This is a genomic window from Methylomonas koyamae, from assembly GCF_006483455.1.
Lineage (GTDB): Bacteria > Pseudomonadota > Gammaproteobacteria > Methylococcales > Methylomonadaceae > Methylomonas > Methylomonas koyamae_B.
Genome location: NZ_PPPU01000017.1, coordinates 78,822 through 97,596 on the forward strand (window position 1 = coordinate 78,822; position 18,775 = coordinate 97,596).

At 55.6% G+C, this 18,775-nt stretch carries 17 protein-coding genes; 11 read left to right on the top strand and 6 right to left on the bottom strand.

Features of this window, described 5'->3' with window-relative positions; all coding sequences use genetic code 11:
- The first annotated feature begins 5 nt into the window (after positions 1 to 5).
- A complete protein-coding gene (glk, locus tag C2U68_RS10780; protein WP_140912494.1) occupies positions 6 to 989 on the top strand; it encodes a glucokinase in 984 nt (327 codons plus the stop codon).
- A 115-nt stretch (positions 990 to 1,104) separates the two neighbouring features.
- Positions 1,105 to 3,528 carry an EAL domain-containing protein gene (locus C2U68_RS10785; protein ID WP_140912495.1) on the top strand — a complete coding sequence of 808 codons (2,424 nt, stop codon included), beginning with the start codon at positions 1,105 to 1,107 and terminating at the stop codon, positions 3,526 to 3,528.
- 91 nt (positions 3,529 to 3,619) lie between these two features.
- Here the strand turns inward: C2U68_RS10785 and C2U68_RS10790 are convergent, their stop codons facing one another.
- Complete coding sequence (locus C2U68_RS10790; protein ID WP_140912496.1) at positions 3,620 to 4,000, bottom strand: hypothetical protein; 381 nt, start codon at positions 3,998 to 4,000, stop codon at positions 3,620 to 3,622.
- 175 nt (positions 4,001 to 4,175) lie between these two features.
- Entirely contained in the window at positions 4,176 to 5,171 is a 996-nt protein-coding gene (locus C2U68_RS10795) for a hypothetical protein (protein WP_140912497.1), read from the bottom strand.
- Between the two features lie 281 nt (positions 5,172 to 5,452).
- On the opposite strand from C2U68_RS10795, the gene C2U68_RS10800 reads away from it, so the two are divergent.
- The 8 genes from C2U68_RS10800 (at position 5,453) to C2U68_RS10835 (ending at position 12,013) form a co-directional block, all read left to right on the top strand.
- Positions 5,453 to 6,007: a flavodoxin gene (locus tag C2U68_RS10800; RefSeq protein WP_140912498.1), complete on the top strand. Its 555-nt coding sequence runs from the start codon at positions 5,453 to 5,455 to the stop codon at positions 6,005 to 6,007.
- A gap of 2 nt (positions 6,008 to 6,009) precedes the next feature.
- Positions 6,010 to 6,789: a 4Fe4S-binding leucine-rich repeat protein gene (locus C2U68_RS10805; protein ID WP_260839309.1), complete on the top strand. Its 780-nt coding sequence runs from the start codon at positions 6,010 to 6,012 to the stop codon at positions 6,787 to 6,789.
- Positions 6,779 to 7,450 carry a hypothetical protein gene (locus tag C2U68_RS10810; RefSeq protein ID WP_140912499.1) on the top strand — a complete coding sequence of 224 codons (672 nt, stop codon included), beginning with the start codon at positions 6,779 to 6,781 and terminating at the stop codon, positions 7,448 to 7,450. Before C2U68_RS10805 ends, C2U68_RS10810 begins: the two co-directional genes overlap by 11 nt.
- Positions 7,451 to 7,467: 17 nt before the next feature.
- The gene (locus C2U68_RS10815) at positions 7,468 to 7,923 is read left to right on the top strand and encodes an ankyrin repeat domain-containing protein (protein ID WP_140912500.1); all 456 of its coding nucleotides are present in this window, start codon (positions 7,468 to 7,470) and stop codon (positions 7,921 to 7,923) included.
- A gap of 463 nt (positions 7,924 to 8,386) precedes the next feature.
- The gene (locus tag C2U68_RS10820) at positions 8,387 to 9,328 is read left to right on the top strand and encodes a hypothetical protein (RefSeq protein ID WP_140912501.1); all 942 of its coding nucleotides are present in this window, start codon (positions 8,387 to 8,389) and stop codon (positions 9,326 to 9,328) included.
- A 52-nt stretch (positions 9,329 to 9,380) separates the two neighbouring features.
- On the top strand, positions 9,381 to 10,202 hold the full coding sequence (locus tag C2U68_RS10825) for a hypothetical protein (protein ID WP_140912502.1): 822 nt from the start codon (positions 9,381 to 9,383) through the stop codon (positions 10,200 to 10,202).
- A 70-nt stretch (positions 10,203 to 10,272) separates the two neighbouring features.
- Positions 10,273 to 11,091, top strand: coding sequence for a VPLPA-CTERM sorting domain-containing protein (locus C2U68_RS10830; RefSeq protein ID WP_140912503.1), 819 nt, complete (start codon positions 10,273 to 10,275; stop codon positions 11,089 to 11,091).
- A gap of 382 nt (positions 11,092 to 11,473) precedes the next feature.
- The gene (locus C2U68_RS10835; RefSeq protein ID WP_140912504.1) at positions 11,474 to 12,013 is read left to right on the top strand and encodes a response regulator; all 540 of its coding nucleotides are present in this window, start codon (positions 11,474 to 11,476) and stop codon (positions 12,011 to 12,013) included.
- Between the two features lie 18 nt (positions 12,014 to 12,031).
- On the opposite strand, the gene C2U68_RS10840 is transcribed toward C2U68_RS10835, so the two are convergent.
- Together C2U68_RS10840 and C2U68_RS10845 are read right to left on the bottom strand one after the other, a co-directional pair.
- Positions 12,032 to 13,336, bottom strand: a complete 1,305-nt coding sequence (locus tag C2U68_RS10840; protein ID WP_140912505.1) for an HD domain-containing phosphohydrolase — start codon at positions 13,334 to 13,336, stop codon at positions 12,032 to 12,034.
- Complete coding sequence (locus tag C2U68_RS10845; protein WP_140912506.1) at positions 13,333 to 15,132, bottom strand: bacteriohemerythrin; 1,800 nt, start codon at positions 15,130 to 15,132, stop codon at positions 13,333 to 13,335. Before C2U68_RS10845 ends, C2U68_RS10840 begins: the two co-directional genes overlap by 4 nt.
- A gap of 101 nt (positions 15,133 to 15,233) precedes the next feature.
- Between C2U68_RS10845 and C2U68_RS10850 the strand changes: the two genes are divergently transcribed.
- Complete coding sequence (locus tag C2U68_RS10850) at positions 15,234 to 15,644, top strand: oxidoreductase (protein ID WP_186289579.1); 411 nt, start codon at positions 15,234 to 15,236, stop codon at positions 15,642 to 15,644.
- Here C2U68_RS10850 and C2U68_RS10855 read toward each other — a convergent pair.
- Both C2U68_RS10855 and C2U68_RS10860 read right to left on the bottom strand, forming a co-directional pair.
- A complete protein-coding gene (locus C2U68_RS10855; protein ID WP_140912507.1) occupies positions 15,629 to 16,399 on the bottom strand; it encodes an ATP-binding protein in 771 nt (256 codons plus the stop codon). The genes C2U68_RS10850 and C2U68_RS10855 overlap by 16 nt on opposite strands.
- Positions 16,400 to 16,993: 594 nt before the next feature.
- Positions 16,994 to 18,637, bottom strand: a complete 1,644-nt coding sequence (locus C2U68_RS10860; RefSeq protein WP_140912508.1) for a methyl-accepting chemotaxis protein — start codon at positions 18,635 to 18,637, stop codon at positions 16,994 to 16,996.
- Positions 18,638 to 18,775 lie beyond the last annotated feature (138 nt).

An 18,775-nucleotide genomic window follows, 5' to 3' on the forward strand; every position in this document is an offset into this window, starting at 1 on the left:
ACATTATGATTCTAGCCGGCGACATCGGCGGAACCAAAACGGTTCTGGCCTTAATCGAAACCCTGGGCGACGGCTCGTTGAACTGCCTGCGCGAACAAACCTTCGCCAGCGGCGAATTCGCCAGCTTCGACGAAATTCTGGATCTGTTTCTGAACGGTTCCGGCAAGGTGTCAGCCGCCTGTTTCGGCATCGCCGGCCCTGTACTGAACCAGCGTTGCCAGACCACCAACCTGCCCTGGCTGCTGGACGGCGCCGAGTTGAAGCAACGCCTGGGAACCGAGCGGGTCAAATTGCTCAACGATCTGGAAGCGATGGCGATCGGCATGCTGCATTTGCAGGCGCAAGACTTTATCGAACTGAATCCCAACGCCGAAGCCCAAACCGGCAATATCGCCGTGATCGCCGCCGGCACCGGCCTCGGCGAAGCCATTCTGCATTGGGACGGTAACAAGTACCACCCCATTGCCACCGAAGGCGGCCATTGCGATTTCGCACCGCAAAACCCGCAACAAGATCGCTTGCTGGCCTATTTGCGGCAAAAGTATCCGGCCCATGTCAGTTGGGAACGGGTCCTGTCCGGTCTCGGCTTCAGCAATATTTACGACTTTCTGGTCGATAGCCGCTACGCCCCACCCTGCCCGGTGGTTCCGGCCGCGGCCGATGCCGCCGGCGTCGACCGCAACGCCCTGATTTCGCGGCTGGGCGTGGACGGCGAAGACCCGGTCTGCCGGGAAACCGTGCGCCTATTCGCCGAACTTTACGGCGCCGAGGCCGGCAATCTGGCACTGAAAGCCTTCGCCTCGGGCGGCGTGTTCATCGGCGGCGGCATCGGTCCGAAAATCCGCCCGATCCTGGAGTCAGGCGAGTTTCTGCAGGCCTTCGTCGCCAAAGGCCGGTTTCAAGCCATGTTATCCAAAGTGCCGGTCAAACTGGCGTTGAACCCACGCACACCGCTATTGGGAGCCATGCACTACTACGCCGCCGGCTAAAGCCATTGGCGGATGTGGCCACTGGTTCCTGCCAAACCCGCCGGTTCGGCCAGGCTTAATCAATTCGTTCATGTTTCAGGTTCACCGGAATTTCGCGCCGCATCCATCCGCCGATATGGCTCCATCAGAGCAGGCCACAAGCCGGCTAATCCAATCGATTGCGGTTCTGCAAGCCGCGCTCGACTCCACAGCCGATGCCATCCTGGTTGTCGATGCCGCCGGGCAGGTCGCGGCATTTAATCCACAATTCAAGCGGATTTGGCGGATAACCGACGACAGCTTGAACGTCGGCGACGCTGCGGAATCGCTGCGTTACATTTTCGGCCAGTTGAAACAAGCCGACGAATTTCTGCGCCGGGTCGACGACATTTACCGCAATTCGAAACAACAGCATTACCAAGAACTGGAACTGAAAGACGGTCGCGTCGTCGAGAGCTATTACCAGCCGCAAATTGCCGACGGCGAAATTCACGGTCGGATATGGAGTTTCCGCGACGTCACCGAGCAAAAAAACTCGCGCCGACGTCTGGCCCAGCTCAGTTTCGGCATGGACCAGATGCAGGACAGCGCCTACTTGATCGCGGAAGACGCCCACTTTCTGTACGTCAACAACCAGTCCTGCAAAACCCTGGGTTACAGCCACCGCGAATTGTTGCAAATGCGCGTGTTCGACATCGACCCGTTGTTTCCGAAAGCGGTTTGGGGCGAACACTGGCAGGAACTGAAAAGCCGACGCTCGGTAACGCTGGAGACCTTGCACCAGACCAAACAAGGCGAGATTTTACCGGTGGAAGTGGTCGCCAATTATTTCGAATACGGCAACGTCGGCTACAACTTGGCAATCGTCCGCGACATCCGCGAGCGCAAGCGGGTCGAAGAAGCCTTGCAACAAGCCGCGTTAATTTACCAACACAGCAGCGAGGCCATGCTGCTGGCCGACGCCGAAGACCGCATTCTGACCATCAATCCGGCGTTTTCCGCCATTACCGGCTACGAGTCGGACGAGGTGGTCGGCAAACACATCGGCTTGCTGAACCCCGACAGCCACAGCGCGGCGATGTGGCAAGCCATCGGTAAAGACGGCCATTGGCGCGGCGAAGTCTGGGACCAACGCAAAAACGGCGAGACTTTCGCCAAAGCCTTGACCGTAAATACCATATTCGACGCCAACCGCCAGGTGCACCGGCGTATGGCCTTGTTCTCCGATATTACCGAAAAGAAACAGGCCGAAGGCTTGATCTGGCAGCAGGCCAACTTCGACCCGCTGACGCAACTGCCCAATCGGCGTATGTTTCACGAGCGCCTCGGCCACGCCATCAAAAAGGCCACGCGTGAACACAGCCGGCTGGCAGTCTTGTTTATCGACCTGGATTTGTTCAAGGAAGTGAACGATACCTTGGGGCACGACATGGGCGACCGTTTGCTGCAAATCGCCGCCCAGCGCATTGTCGCCAGCGTACGCGAAACCGACACGGTCGCCCGGCTGGGGGGCGACGAATTCACCGTCATCCTCGGCGAGGTTGGCGAACCCAGTAACGTGGAGCGCATCGCGCTGGGCCTGCTGGACCGGATGACCGAATGTTTCGAGCTGGGTAACGAAGTCGCCTACATCTCGACCAGCATAGGCATTGCGTTTTTCCCGGACGACGCCGGCGATCTCAACTCGCTGCTGAAGCATGCCGACCAAGCGATGTACGCGGCCAAACGCCAGAGTCGCAACCAGTACTGTTTTTTCATCCCGGCAATGCAGCAAGCCGCGCAATCCCGGCTGCGTCTGAGCAACGATTTGCGCCATGCCGTGGCCGAGGGCCAATTCTATTTGTGCTACCAACCTATCGTGGAACTCGCCAGCGGCCGGGTCAGCAAAGCGGAAGCCTTGATTCGCTGGCGTCATCCGCAACGCGGCGTCGTCAGCCCGTCGGAGTTCATCCCGATTGCCGAGGAAACCGGACTCATCAGCCAAATCGGCAATTGGACCTTTCAACAGGCTACCAAACAAATTCTCGCCTGGCGGGCTTCGATCGACTCGCGCTTTCAAATCAGCATCAATAAGTCGCCGGTGCAGTTCCGCAACGAGCGCGACAGCCACCGCGACTGGCGGGAACAGTTGCAAGCCCTGAATCTGGCAGGCAACAGCATCGTCGTCGAAATTACCGAGGGCTTGTTGCTGGAAGCCAGCGGCAGCGTCGCCGAACAACTATTAGCCTTTCGCGACGCCGGCATCCAGGTCTCGCTGGACGACTTCGGCACCGGTTATTCGTCCTTGTCGTATTTGAAAAAATTCGATATCGATTACATCAAGATCGACCAAAGCTTCGTTCGCAATCTGGCGGCCGGCTCCGACGATCTGGCGCTGTGCGAGGCCATCATCGTCATGGCCCATAAATTGGGGATCAAGGTAGTCTCGGAAGGTATCGAGACCAGCAATCAACGCGAATTGCTGACAGCCGCCGGTTGCGATTACGGCCAAGGCTATTTGTTTGCCAGACCGCTGCCGGCAGAAGATTTCGAACGTCTGTTAGCCGAGACGCTGGATTGAGAACGACAAATCAGGAGAGGCGTGCGGCAAAACAGCCGCTGCCGGGGATTACCGCCGAACAGACAAGCCCGGCGGCAAAGCGGCTGGCAGCTTAGTGGGCGGCCAGGTAGATTTTCAACATTTCTTTATACAGTTCCAGGGTAGCTTTCAACGATGCGGAACCGTTAGCGTCGCCTTTTTCGATTTCGTCGCGGGCGACTTTCAATTTGTCACCGGCTTTTTGGCGCAAACGCTCGGTTTGCTCGTAACGGAATTCTTTTTGCAACTGGCGCACTTCGCCCAGCGCTTTCAACACTTCGGCTTTGTCGGCGCCCTTGTCCAACAAACCGACCGCTTCCTCGACTTTGGCTACGGTGCCTTCGGCAGCGGCACGCACTTTAGCGTCGCCGGCGCTATTCGCATTGGCGGATGTGGAAACCAACGCAGCGGCAATCACCAAAAATGAAGCCAAGGTTTTTTTAACGATATTCATAAGATTCCTAATCAATTGGTATTTAAGGTGTTTCTAATTACCACACTAAAATTACAATATTATGACTGTATATTTTAATCCGGCTGCTTGTTCAAGCCCTCTCATACTATCATGAATTTTGCAAATATCGGCAAAATCGAAAAACCTTAATACCACAAATATAAAGCGGAATATATTACCCGTCCAACAAACCGCTAATATGTCTGATAAATCCGGTTTCGTTAACGAACGTGATCTCATACATCTTAGTCAAGCCTTGCGCCTGCTCGTCGCTAACGCCCAACACCAGCAACAGGAAGTTTTCCTTGGCAATCTCCAGCCGACGCCGCATCCTGACATATTTATCGATGAAGGGCCGAAACTCGCCGGATTTGCACTCTATGAACAGCGGAATCCGGCTATTAATTAGAAAAAATATGTCCACTTCATATTTATCTTCATTGGCAAATTGAATATTGAAACTGCGCAGACAGGAAAATAGGCCTTTGCTTTCGTAACAATATTTAAGCAATTTCATAAAAGCGTACCATTCCAACCATTCGCCGGTAAAAAAACCGGCGATTGCCGGAACGGTCTGCAAGGTTAAATACGCCCGCTTTTCATTCTTGTTATAAAAATATTTGGCCAAAAACGAAAATTCGTACAGGTTTCGGCAAAACCCGGTAATGGTTTTAATATCGTTCTGGCTGTGGTTGCTTAAATTCAACACCACCGAGGTATAACTATTACGTTGAGCCTTGCGTATCTTGTCCAGCACCTGCTGTAAAACCGGAAAATTGTCGCCCAGCTCCACCGCAATCTCATCGAAAAACCCTTGGGTATCAAGCGCATCGTGATCGACTTCGACCTGGATATGCTTGCGTTCGAACCATTGGATCACCGGCTTGTACTGCATGCTGTTGGTCATTACCGCAGTGTTATGCAAATCCAGCTCTTCGTCTTTAGGCAAATATTTCTGAGCTTCCGCCGCAGGCGGTATATTCTGCGCCGCCTCCAATTCCCGGTATTTCGCCAATAAGGCGCCGTACTTATCGATTAATTTCTTGATGAATTCGACGCTCTCGTAAATAACCGCCGCATGTTCGCACACCGGGCATTTCACTGTCTTACCCACGTGTTCCTGAGAAACTTCTCTGAGATAGCCGCAATGGTTGCAGCGCAGAATTGCCATAACTAAACCTTCCTGACGATTTCCATTTATTGCCGGGGCCAAACCGGCATCCAACTAACGCCGCAACTATAGCAACAATGTCGCGAATCGGCCCATTTTCAGGGCAATTGTCGCCTTAACCGCACCGTTTCGACCAGTCCTGCCAAACCACAAAACCCATCCCATTGATATAAAAAGGAAAACATCAAAACCAAACCTATCAAGCCACCTGGACCGATATTTGCTGCAGTTTCACAAACGGCAGCAAAGCCGGGTTCGGCACATTCCATTACAGGTGATCTATGAGCAAAATCGGCATTTTTTTCGGCACCGACACCGGCAGCACCCGGCTGGTCGCTAAAAAGATATACAGCCTGTTAGGCGAAGAACTGGCGGACAAACCGAAAAACATCAACCGCGCCAGCCCCGAGGACTTGCTCAAATACGACGCGCTGATCCTCGGCACGCCCAGTTACGGCATCGGTGATTTACCCGGCCTCGCTGCCGGCTGCCAGGAACGCAGCTGGCATGAATTCGTCGACAATCTGGACGGTCACGGCTTTACCGGCAAACGCGTGGCCCTGTTCGGCCTGGGTCATCAGGAACGCTACGCCTCCCGCTTCGCCAGTTCCTTGATTCAACTGTACCGGGTATTTTACGGCTACGGCGCCGACATCGTCGGCCACTGGAGCACCGAAGGTTACCGTTTCGAGCATTCCGACTCCATCATCGACGGCGAGTTCGTCGGGCTGGTACTGGACCAGCGCACCCAAGCCCATTTGACCGACGACCGGCTGCGGCTCTGGCTGGCGCAAATTACACCGCAATTATTGCCGGTCATGGCCGAAGCGGCGTAACGATGGCGATGTACAGTACCGAAGCGCAAGACCCGGATTTAACGCCCCTGGCCGACTGCAGCCGTTGCGAATACCGGGACACCTTACTGGCTGACGGCGGCTGCAAACCCGGCGACATCTGCATCCGCGCCCACAGCGGCCGCCAAATCGACCGCTTTCTGAAACGGCACCCCGGCCTGGCCGGCCAATATATTACCGACGACTTCTGGGAACGCCGCGCCATTGCCGCCCGTTATCTGCCGACCAATATGTTGCGGCCGTTATTGAACGACCCGGACGAGGCGGTCCGCCGGGTACTGGCCTACCGGGTACCTTTGGACTGGCTACTGGAGTTGCGCCAGGATAGTGACCGCGAAGTGCGGGTCACGGTCGCCGACCGGCTGCCGGAAACTCAATTGGAATTGATGGCCGACGATCCGGACTATCTGGTGCGGGTGTACGTAGCCAAACGCTTGCCCAAAGGCCGCCTGTTCCGCTTGGTGGCCGACCCGGACACCGAAGTGCGACGCATCGTCGCCGAACGCATCCCCAGCGTCAGCCTGGGTCTGATGGCCGAAGACAAGGAAACCAACATCCGTCGTATCGTCGCCCAACGTATGGAAATCGAGGACTTGGCCTTGCTCAGCCGCGACCCGGATTGGACCGTCCGTTACGAAGTGGCGTTGCGCGCCGAAGACGACCTGCTCACCCAATTGACGGCAGACCCGGACCCGGAAGTCAGTGAAATCGCCAAAGAACGCATTGCCAGTCAACCCGAACGGCAGACATCCAATGAGCGCTGAATTTCTGGTTGGTTTGACTTACGCCGACCGGCTACGCTTGGCCAGCGAAGCCAGACACGCCGCACTGGGCCGGCTGTTCGAGTCGGACTTGGCGTCGTTGACCTCGTTGATGGGACCGATGAGCGACGGCCCGGAATGGCCGGCCGGCGCCGCCTGGCTGGCAGCGCGGCATGGCGCCAACGCCTGCGTGATTTCCGACGGTCTGTCCGACCCGTGGGTGGAACGCTACCGACCGGAAACTGGCCTGGGCTTGGAAGTCTTCGTCGAAAGCCCCGACTCCGGCATAGGCAACGACAAACCGCTCAACGCCTTGGCGGACAGTTGGCTTTTCCCGCTGACGGCCGAAGTCAGCCATACCCTGGCCGGTCATCCGGTACTTTGCGAAAAACTGGTGGCCGGCGAACCGTTGTCGCTGGAATTCAATATCGACCACATCAAAGACGGCCGCGGCCGGATCGGCGCGCTGTTGAGTCAGGTTCCCACCGGCACCGCCATCTTGCCCGGCGGCCAAATCAGCTTGATTGCAATCACCTTGCTGACCGGCGCCGAACTGTCCTATTTACGAGGCAAGGGCACCGCCGCCCGCCAGGAGTTGCTGGATGGCCTGATCGCCGCAGGCAGCGGCCACCTATCGCTGCTACATCGACCGTCGTTAATCTGAACCGCGAGGTAGTAAAAGTGACTCCATTCGAACAATGGCTGGAACAGCGCGGCTTCGCCCCATTTTCCGAGGTAACGGTCAACGGCCGCGGCGAACATGCCCTGATCATCGCGGCGCGTGAAGGCCGCGGCGACATGTTGATACATCTAATCCGCGATCTCGGCGCAGATCTCGGCGTATGCGACGCCTACGGCAACAATGCCCTGTGGGCCGCATGTTTTGCAGAATCCGCCGAGTGCGTCGAGCTACTGCTACAAGCCGGCATCGACATCGACTACCAGAATCCCAGCGGTTCGACCGCGCTGATTTATGCCGCATCCGCCGGCAAACAGCGCATAGTCGCCCAACTGTTGGCTGCCGGCGCCAATTGGCGCTTGACCACCGAGGACGATTTCAGCGCGCTGGATCTGGCCGCCAATCGCCCGTGTTTGCAAATACTGCGCGATATCAGCCGCGGCGGCCTCTCGAACTGATCCGCCGACCGCAATACCCGCTGCAAGCCGGATTATCGAGCCCTCATATCGCGCGGTTCTGCCGCCAACTGCAGCGCTCGCCCCCCCTGCCGCGCTTGTCGTTCCGGCAAACTCGCCCCCCCTTCACCAGCGGCCGCTCCAATAAGCCTAACCCGACCTAGAAGGATTTTCCCCAAGCCTTGGCCGGCACTATTTCGGCAAACTAAGTCATATCGCTCATTCTCAGTCAAATCCCACAACAACAGCCGATCGCAACCCAGGATACGACCTTGCCTTTTATCAGTAAAAACACACAAATAAACATAAAAATAATTAAAAATCATACATATAAAACAGACCATATCGACCTTGAGCGCGCCATTACCTAACGGCATAGCTAATGCATAAATTTTTCAGCTACCTGCCTAGGCCTTTAGCAAAGTTCACGTTCCGTTCCTTTATAACCTCTTCAAGAGTTAGCACTATGACTACGATTTTTGCATGTACGCGACCGCGAAACCGGGCTTGGCTGGTTTCTCTCAGCGCCTTGGCGGCGTTGACCACAACTTTCAACGCCCATGCTTTGAATGGCGATCTCGGCGGGACCGCCTATCTAAGTTATGACCAAGCAGTCTGGGCGACGCTGAAACCGCTGGAGAGCTTTAAAAATATGGCTTATCGCGAACTCTATGGCGGACAACGCATCCCGACCGCCGACATCGCCGGGCGGCGCTGGGCCTATCCGCAGTTATTTGTCGACAAGAGCGCCCCGGCGCCGTTGCAACCCTGGTGGCAGGCTACCGATGCCGCAATTGCCAACGGCACCTCCAATCCGGCGGCAGTTGCCGAATGGCGAGTACTGGATCCGGCCCAGCAAGTCCCAGCAGCCCAACCCTCCGGCGGCTGGGCCTTGGCGGTCGATTCGCTGGCGGATGGCCTGGACGCCGGTTGGGCGGCAGGGTATCGCCCCAGCGACTTCGACCTGGCCACCGGTACCGGCACCATTGCCCTCGGCGGTTCGTTACGGCTGCATAGCGACTTCAACTCGCCTTCCGGCGTGCTATGGATGCGGGGCCTGACGCTGGAGCGTCGCAGTGAAACCGAAAGTTGGTACATCGGCAATAACGCAGGCCCCGCGGCCGGGACTTTTTTCGAGCTGATCGACCCGGTTATCGGCGTAAACCCCGATAACGGCCTGTTGAGCATCGATGCCGATTTCAAATTCGGCGACTCAATGTATTCGCGGATTTTCTTTCAATTAGAAGGCGACACTCGCGTCGTTGGGCATTTTTCGTTGAACCCCCGACTCGATCAAAATCCCGGCGCGCTGGTGCCGGTCCCGGGCGCCGTTTGGTTGTTCTTACCGACGTTGTTGACTCTGTTCGGCATCTCCCGCCGCCAACCCTTGCCTCCGAACGCTGCTTGAATCGCGAAAGCCAGCCTCCCCATACTCAACCATTTCCATCAGGACACCTCGTATGAAATTTTCTTCTGTTAAGCCTGTATTGGCGCTTTGCCTGCTGGCTGTAAGTAGCGGCCCGCAAACGGCCCGCGCGGCGGTCGTTGCCAAGGCCACAATCTATTGGGATACCCTCGATGTCCAGCTTATCGATTTATCCGGCGGAATCGATACGCCTCGATTCAATTGGGTCTCGCAAGCCAGCGGCGTCAATACCAGCGCCTTCACCGAACCTGCGGACATCCGTTACGACGACCAATCCGCTACGGATTTCGCCACCCACTTAACCTCCGCCAGCGATAGCGCTAAGGCCAGGAGTCAAGCCGAGCGCACCGCCACGTATCTGCAAGCCCAGTCTCGCAGCGAAGCAATCGGCGGCAATAGCGCGCAAAGTTCCGCCTACATCCAAGGTGACTTCGAAATGCGCGGCAAAGGTGTCGCAATGATCTCGCTGGATTGGAAAGTCGACATCAGCGGCGTGGATACGATTAATCCCTCGTCCGGCGGCGAGGCTATCATCAATCTGAACGGGTCTTATCTGTCCGACAACTACAACAGCTCAAACGCTACCAATGGCGGTGGTAGCAAGTACGCCACTATCAATGAATACGATGGCACGGGAAGCAAAACCGGGACGTTTCGTTTTACCGTCTCCGGCGACGGCCTGGGTTTGGTAACCGGTAATTTTTCAGCCACGGCATCCGCTCGCACTACGGTTATCAGTTCGGTACCGGTGCCTGCATCGGCATGGTTGTTTGGCAGCGCTTTAATGGCTTCGCTAAGCGCCGTTAAGCGCAAATCGCCGGGCTCGTCGGTGCTCGACGGCTCAGCCAATGCTTAACACCAACTCATCGGCTCGGACGGCCGTTTGCCAGAGGTTCACCCCCATCCTTATTCCAAGGAACAACACTATGAAATTTTTCAGTATCCCCATCATTGCGACGCTATTGTCTCTGAGTCTTGCCGCGACCCCTCATGGCGCGCATGCCGCGGTCGTCGCCAGTTCCACGATAGACTGGAGCAGCTTCAACATTCAGTTGATCGACTTGTCCGACGGCAGCAACGCGCCGGAGTTTCGCTGGACCGCCCAAAACGGTGCCGTCACGTCCTGGGCGTTTGCGTGGACCGATCCGCCTAGCGACGATTACCCGAAACAAAATTTTTCGGCCGCGGATTTTTCCAGCCAGCTCACGACCGATACCGTCACCACGCTCTCGCAAAGCCGCACCACCCGAACTGCCGGCTTGCTCGAAAGCCATTCGCAAAGCGCAACCGACAACTTTACCAACGGCTCCGCGAGCGCCGGTAACGACGGCAGTTTCGAATTGAACGGCAACGGATTGGCTATATTGACGCTGGACTGGCAGCAATCGGTCAGCGGCGGCGGCGAAGGCGATATTTACAACTGGGCGAACGCGACCACCAATATTTATGCCAGCTATAGCGATACGGACGGCGCGGGAGCCAACAAGACCGTCTTTGTGTCGACCAATACCTACGATGCGGTACCGCAAGACCGCAACGGCAGCTTCATCTTTGTCATTTCCGGCGACGGCGAGCATTTGGTCTCCGGCACATTCGCGGCAACCTCCTCCACCCGCACCATGATCAGCCGTCCCGGAGACTCCGGCCCGATCAACCCGGTCCCGCTGCCGGCTTCCGCGTGGCTATTCGGCAGCGCTCTGCTGGGTGGATTGCGCACCAGGCGCTGTCGGCCGGGGAATCGATAAGCGCACTTCGCCGCACATCCCCCTGATTCGGCCCGGTCTGGCCAAGGTTTACCCGACCGGGCTTTGCCAGGTGTCGCTCGCCTCGACGCTGTGCCCAACCCGAGGCGGCAAATCGGTTGCCGCGCCCCCTGGTCATCCCAAACAGGTTAACGATTCAAATCAAGATCGGTCACCGAAAGTAGCCGAGTTGGCGCATGCGCGACACCGTGCCGCCCGGCTACGATTGCCTGGTCATTCATGCCGAGATTCCGGCGAAGCCGACCCACAGCAGACTGGCATAAAACTTTCAGGCTGCGCCGCAGTTTGCGGTCCAGAAACTTGCGCGGCGCCCGTTCCGTGCCAGACTATCGCCATTGAGACAGCTTTCCGATGGCAGCCCGCTATGAATACGAGTCCCGCTAAGATTTTGATCGTCGACGACGAAGCCAACGTCCTTAAAGCCTTGGTGCGCTTACTCAAGGCCTACGACACGGTCACCGCCGAAACTGCCTATGAAGCGTTGCAGATTGCGCGGCAGCAGCATTTCGATCTGGTGATTTCCGATTACCGGATGCCCGGCGTCAACGGCATCGATTTCCTGATTTTGTTCAAACGTCTGCAGCCGGACGCCGTTAGGGTGGTCCTGACCGGTTTTGCCGATCTGGAAGGTGCGCAACATGCCATCAACGAAGCGGAAGTGTTCCGTTTCATCAACAAGCCTTGGAGCAATGTGGAAATCGTCCATGTGGTTGAGAGCGGCTTGGCGCACAAACGCATGCAACTGGAGAACCGCGCGCTGGCGGACCAGGTGCGGGCTCAGCAAAAACTGTTGGACGAGAAGGATGCGCTGATTCGCGCGCTGGAAGCCGAGGAACCGGGGATTACCAAAGTCAACTGGGCCGCGGACGGTTCGATTATCCTGGACGACACCGATCTGGAGTGATCACTGCCGGATTCAGCGCTAGCCGCCCTGCCCCAGCCTAACCCGCAACACCAGATTCTTACCGTGCTTGCGCAGACCGAGGATGTCTTCGACATGTTTCTCGGTCAGGATTTGGTCTTTCAGATACAGCACGTCGTTGCAGAGCACTTCGGCCGCTTCCATGCCGGCTTGCAATTGGGTCCAGGAAATTTCGATGACCGGCCGCTCGTCGTGAGTACTGGTTTCGTCCAATAGCGCCAGAAAAGCGTCGACCACCTGCGGATCGTAATGGCTGCCTTTTTTCGATTGCAAGCGCTGTTTGACTTGGTCGGTGCTCATTGTGCTGCCGGTGATAGTGCCGTCAAGCATCGAGATGTATTCGCGAATCACCGTCAGAATCCGGCTGCCTAGCGGTATCGCCGCGCCGGACAGACCGGCCGGATATCCTGAACCGTCGTAATATTCGTACTGGTGACTGACCAGTTCCGCCGCCTGCTGCAACGGCTCAATGCCGGCCAACAAATGAGAGCCTTCCAGAGCATGGTTCAAATAGCGTTTGCGCTGCTGGCTGTTCATCGCAAAATGCGACAGCGTCAGCAGACTATCCGGCAAGCTCATTTTGCCGATTTGCAGCAGTAGCCCGGCAAACACCACGTTTCTGACCTCTGCCGGCGGCATGCCCAGGCGCTGGGCAACGTCTTTGGCGTGTTCGGCGATGTATTTGGCATGGCCGCTCTTGATGCCGGGGCGCATTTCGATGATCTTGGCAAACGCTTTAACCGACTCGTGGTATTGCCGTTTCAACGATTCGTTGGCCTGTTCGATCACCTGCAGCGATTTCTTCAGCTGCTCGGTCCGCTTCTCGACTTTTTCCTCCAGGCTGGCATTTAGATCCTTCAACTCGCGGTTTTGGCGTTCGACGATCGCGAACAGGCGCAGGCGCTCCTCGCGCAAGCGCTTTTGCTCCAATGCGTTGTTCACCAGGATTTTCAGTTCGTTGTCTTCCCACGGCTTGCTGCAATAGCTATAAATCCTGCCGTTGTTGACCGCAGCGATGGTCGATTCGATATCGGCATAACCGGTCAGCAGAATCCGCAGCGTGTCCGGATAGCTTGCGGCGGCCCGGCTCAAAAATTCGGCGCCGTCCATTTGCGGCATGCGCATATCGGAAATGATCAAATCGATCGACTGCGACTGCAGAATCTCCAGGCCGGCAGCACCGCTTTCGGCCAAGTGCACGCTGTATTCCGCCGAGCGGAACAACCGCTTCAAGGCTTTCAGCACATTCGGCTCGTCGTCGACGAACAATAGTTGCGCGGCTGTAGCTGGGCTTGTCTCGTTCATGGCAATTTAGGCGCTAAGGTGGCGGGTTGTAGCGGCAGGAAAATCCGGAAAACCGTGCCTTGGCCCTGAACCGAATCGACCTGGATTTCGCCCTGGTGGTCTTTGATAATTTTATAGGACAGCGATAAGCCGAGACCGGTACCTTTCCCGACCGGCTTGGTGGTAAAAAACGGATCGAAGATTTTGGCTTTGACTTCGTCGCTCATGCCGCTGCCGGTATCGGCGATTTCGACGAACACCCAATCGGCATCGCGATAACCGGTGCGAATGGTGATTTTGCCGAAATCCGCAATGGCCTGAGCGGCGTTGACCAGCAGATTCATAAACACTTGGTTAAGCTGAGCGCCGACACAGAGAAACGGTTTGACCCCGCCGTAATCTTTAACCACGGCCGCTTTGTATTTCAGTTCGTTGTTGACGATATTCAAGGTGGCGTCCAAACCGGCCTCCAAGTCGAATATGGCCTGATTCTGCCGGTCGATCCGGGAGAAATCGCGTAAATCCTGGACGATGTTTTTAGCGCGGGTCGCGCCCTCCAACGATTCTTTAACCAAATCGCCGGCATCGGTTTTGATGAAATCCAGATCGACCCGGCTTTTAAAGGCGCGAAATTCGGCAGCGACCGGATGGTTCTCGGGCAGATTGCCGGCCAAGCGCTCGGCCAGAGTGGCCGCAGACGCCAACTCGTCGATGTAATTTTTCAACGTATTCAGGTTGGAATAAATATAGCCGAGCGGATTGTTGATTTCGTGCGCGACGCCGGCTGCCAATTGGCCTATCGATGCCATTTTTTCGGCTTGGACCAAATGCGACTGCGCTTCCTGCAATTGCAGGTTGAGTTGGATCAGCCGGTTCTTATCCTGTTCCAGGGTTTGGTTGGCGACAGTCAGTTCCAGGGTCCGCTCGGCGACTTGCTCCTCCAGTTGGTGGTTGAGTTTGGCCAGCGCGGCTTCGGCTTTTTTGCGCAGGGTGATATCCATACCGCACCCCATCAAACCGGCAAACTCGCCGTTACGGCGCACACGGGGGGCGGTAGTCTCCAGAATCCAGCTCACTTTGCCGCCATCACCCAGCAAACGGTATTCGATCTTGAGCTTGGTTTTTTCGCCGGCCGCCTTGCTGTACGCCGCCATGACCTGCTCCCGATCGTCGGGGTGGATCACTTTCATCCATTGCTGTTTCTCCAGCCTGCCGCTGTGCAAACCGAAGGTTTTGAACCAGAACCGGTTGCAAAATATCGGCATGTGTTTGGCGTTGGTAATCCAAATCAGGGCCGGCAAATTATCGGCCAAATCCTTGAAGCGCTCCTCGCTCTCCCGCAGCGCCGAATAAAGATTACTGTGCAGCACGCCGAGATGTTCGTGGCGGTCGATTTCGATCCGGGCGGCATCGACGCCTTTGCTCAAACTGATACCCATCAGTTTGTCGGTCTTCAAAATATGATGGCAGAGCCAATCGACCAAAAAGTCCAACAAATCCCCGGAAATCGCCGACCGGTCGCGCTCCGCGTCGAGCTGTACACTCCGGATTTTGTCGACGAACTCGCGATGCTCCTCGCTGTGTTTGGCAAACAGCTCCGGGTTGAAATTGGCGGCCGCCATCAGTTCTTCTTCATGGCGGAAATGATAGGCCGTGTAATCCGCCAGATCGCCGACCGTGGCGACTAAAACATCGCTATCGCCGCCCACCGCCACCAGTTCGTCCAGTTTGTTGATCAACTCCACCAGCTTCTGATGTTGGCGGTCGACGCTGTCCAGGCCGACGAGTAACTGATCGTTCCAAGTCAAAATGCTCATGTGCGCGAGTCCGCATTCGGATAACAGACTCGGATATTACTCGCGCCTATGCTATGGCACAATGCCGCTGCGTAGGAATGTTTAGGGCAATCGCAAAAACCATGAAAATCGAAGCGTTCGAAGGGCTGCAAGCCCTGCTGCAATCGGCTTTTCCGAAACGCTGTCCGAACTGCGGCCGCGTTTTCAGCGGGCCTGAACAATTTTTCCGCGAAACCGGCGACATGCCCGGCGGCCGCTCATCGTTAAAGTCGTTCGTCGACGATCAAGGCATGGCGATAGTAGAAGTTTTTCGCAATTGCCGCTGCGGCTCCACCCTAATGGACGAATTCAGTTGCCGGCGCGATATGTCCGCCCCAGGCCACCGCAGCCGCGAGCAATTCCAGTGTTTATTGCAGACTTTGGTCGCCCGCGGGATTGCGGCAGAAACCGCCCGCAACGAAATCCTCAAATTCATGCTGGGTGCTCCCAACCGCTTGCACGAGTGGCTCGGGGACGATCAAAACCCGGCCTGACCGTCGCTGACGCTGTTAAAAAACTGCTTGGCGGTACGGCCGTTTTTAGCAGCGCGCGTATGGGCAAAATCCAAAGCCGCCTTGTGCAACACCTCGCGATCGCCGCGGTAATCCGGGAAATAGCTGTCGACAATGTCCAAATATGTCTGGGTCTGCTGTGGATAAAACCCCAAACGCAGACCAAAGCGGTCCGACAACGAAATTTTTTCTTCGACGGCATCGGAATAATGCACCTCGCCGTCCACCAGTAAAGTATCGAGATTGTCCCGCATCTGTTCCGGCAGCAAATGGCGCCGGTTCGAAGTCGCGTAAAACAGCACGTTTTCCGGCGGCAGCTCGATCGAGCCTTCCAGCACGCTTTTCAACGGCTTGTAAAGACTGTCCCCGGCCTCGAACGACAGGTCGTCGCAATAGATAATGAAGCGTTGCCGATGCTCGCGAATGTCGTCGACGATTTCCGGCAAATACAAAAGATCCTGTTTGTCGACTTCGATCAAACGCAAACCTTCGTGCATGTACTCGTTGAATAAAGCCTTGACCAGCGACGACTTGCCGGTACCACGCGCGCCCCACAACAAAACGTTATTCGCCGGCAGACCGGCCAGGAAACGCAAAGTATTATCGACCAGTTGCCGTTTTTGCGACTCGATGCCAAGCAGTTGCTGCAGCCGGATCGGATCGATATGCCGAACCGGCCGCAAATATTCCTGGCGCTGGCGCCAAATGGCTGCATAGGTGTTGTTCCAATCGATCATGTTCGAATTCCGGTTTGAAGGGATGGCTGGATTGTATAATTTTTAGCCAATTTAACGCCAGTTTAGTTGGGACCGGCACTTAGCTTGGTTTTTAACGGTTTGCCAACAGACTTATCCACAACTTCTGTGACTAGACTCGAATCACCAGTGCATTTCTGTCAGGCTCGACCATAGGACTAAAAATTTTACTGATTTTGTTGGCTTTAGACTGGGAATTTGAGGTGTGGCCAATAACGAACCACCCAACGGAAACCAATTAAAAACAAAAACATAGCAACACAACCAATATGTTGCCAACAATTTTTTCCACAGTTTCTGTGTATAAATCGGCGATCTCGTGCAGTTTACCCCCCGTACCCGCCCCCAACTCCGGCTTTTTAGCATCTGCGGGGGATAGGATACATGCTACGCAAGCGACAAATGTCTTTGAAAAACAAGCCTGCTTTCCAGCTATCACAAGATATCAACAACAATATGCACAAAACTTCCGACAAACCAGATGGCTGTGCAAATCTTTGCTAACGTAGAACCGATCCAGTTTCGTTGTCACCCGCAAACTGGCATCAAGCGTCAACCAAGCTGCACTGTCTTGACTCATACGATTTTAAACCCCGAAACGACGCGCTCGAGATTTTGCGCTAGACGGGCCAATTCTTGCGCCGAGCGGGACGCGCCTGCCGCAGTACTGCAGTTGTCGGCAGCGCTATCAGCGATCATTTTTATACGTTTCGCCATTTCGCGAGTCGCGTTAGCTTGGTCTGCCAAAATGCCGGTGATTTCACCAATTGCAGTACTGACATGATGGCTGCTATCGCGAATATCGGTAATCGACGTTGCGGCCTTACCCGCCAACGCCACACCGTCGTTCACTTTTCTGACACCCGATTCGACCTCCTCCGCGGCATGTTTGGTATTGACCTGTATTTTGCCTACCATATCGATAATTTCGTGGGTCGAACTGGCCGTACGTTTGGCTAGCGCGCGCACTTCGTCCGCTACCACCGCAAATCCGCGGCCTTGTTCGCCAGCCCGAGCCGCTTCTATTGCCGCATTCAACGCCAGCAGGTTGGTCTGATCGGCGATACTGCCGATGATGCTGACGATCCCGGAAATCTGGCCGGAAAAGTCCTCCAGCTCCTGAATCGTCACGGCGGTGGATTTCACCGCAGCCGCTACATCAGTAATTTTACTGGCCGTCTCTTGGATTATCGTACCGCTGGTGAGCGAAAGATTACCGGAGTGTTCCGCCACTTCGTACACGGTTTTCGCTTGCCGGCCGATCTGATCGATCGCCTGCGACAGCTTTTCTACCGAATTCGCCATCATTTCCGATGTTTCAGCCTCTACTACGCTGGCCCGTTCGCTTTGAGACGATGCCGAGGCCAAAGATTCGGCAGCCCGATTCAACATTGTCACGTTGTCGGCTATACCGCTGATAATATCCAGCAGACGCCGCCGCATACTATCCAAAGCCAGCAGTAGCTGGGCAATTTCATCCTCACCCAGCGGCGCAACTTTCGCAGTCAAATCTCCGTTCTGAATCTGCTTGGCAATCAGCAAACATTGACTCAGCGGTTGCGTAATCGATTGCGTCGTCAACCGACCGAGCAAGAGCGCGCTAATCAAAGCGGCACCGATCAAAGCCGACAGTATCAATTTGCTTTCTTCCGTGGTGTCGTGCAATTTTTTTAGCGAATCCTTGACGTCGATCTGGATTGCAGTTTCCAACTGGTCGACTTCATCGATAAACGCCTCGAAATCCGCGTCGAACTGCGCATCCAGCTTATGAAATTGGTCTTCGCCGATATTTTGACCCAGTGTGGCATAACGTTTGGCCAGCATGGTGCGCACGGCCTGAAGTTTCTGTCGTGACGCATCGACTCGCGCCAGAGTAGCCGGATTTTCGACCGCTATAAACTTGCCTTCTTCACTTTCGCCGCCGTGGGCTATTGCTTCCAAGAACCAACTAGATTTGTCCATCAACAGATTCACGCTATCTATAGACTCAGCGTTATCGCCACCCATAATTTCCTCGAACTTCAAATGGGCTTCAGTCGCGAGCAGTTTCGATTCCATGACTGCATCAACCAGCGGCGCCGCAGCCTCTCCGACATAGACTCCGGTATGTCCGACCACATCGATAAAATAAATACCGCTTATGCCGGTTAGCAATGTAATAAAACTGGCGCTAAAAAACGCTGCGCTCAGGCGTTTGCCGATTTCGACACGGTTAAGCATACAACTCTCCTGACCGACTTTTTGAAAAAGCAGTATTACCGAAATTTCGGATTTTCCAACCGCCGTAACCAATATGTTGCTAGCGGTCTAACAGAGTAGGCCGGACCTTTGCGCAAAACGCCGAAAAACCGTCCGATC